1 protein-coding gene is annotated in these 267 nt (G+C 70.8%); it reads right to left on the reverse strand.

The window, feature by feature from the left end:
• Positions 1 to 267 (reverse strand): cytochrome c biogenesis protein ResB (locus B2P18_RS09545; RefSeq protein WP_286958467.1); only part of this gene is annotated, 267 nt, incomplete at both ends.

Below are 267 nucleotides of genomic sequence, written 5' to 3' on the forward strand. Positions count from 1 at the left end.
GGGCGTGGCGCCGAGGTCGGCGGACAGATCGTCGACGAGGCGGGAGACCCAGCCCTCGTAGGCCGTGTCGTGGCGCTCGGACGAGGCGAGGCGGATGCGCGAGCCGTCGCCGGACGGCTGGACGCGGACCCAGATCCGGCGGTGCCGGAAGAACATCGTGATGGTCATGCCGGCGACGATCATCGTGGAGCCGACCCAGACCCACAGGGCGCCCGGGTCGTCGGAGACCATGAGCCCGGTGTACTGCTGCTCGCGCAGGAAGGTGTA

The organism is Arsenicicoccus sp. UBA2120 (assembly GCF_002330965.1).
In the GTDB taxonomy this organism is placed as follows: Bacteria; Actinomycetota; Actinomycetes; order Actinomycetales; family Dermatophilaceae; genus Arsenicicoccus; species Arsenicicoccus bolidensis.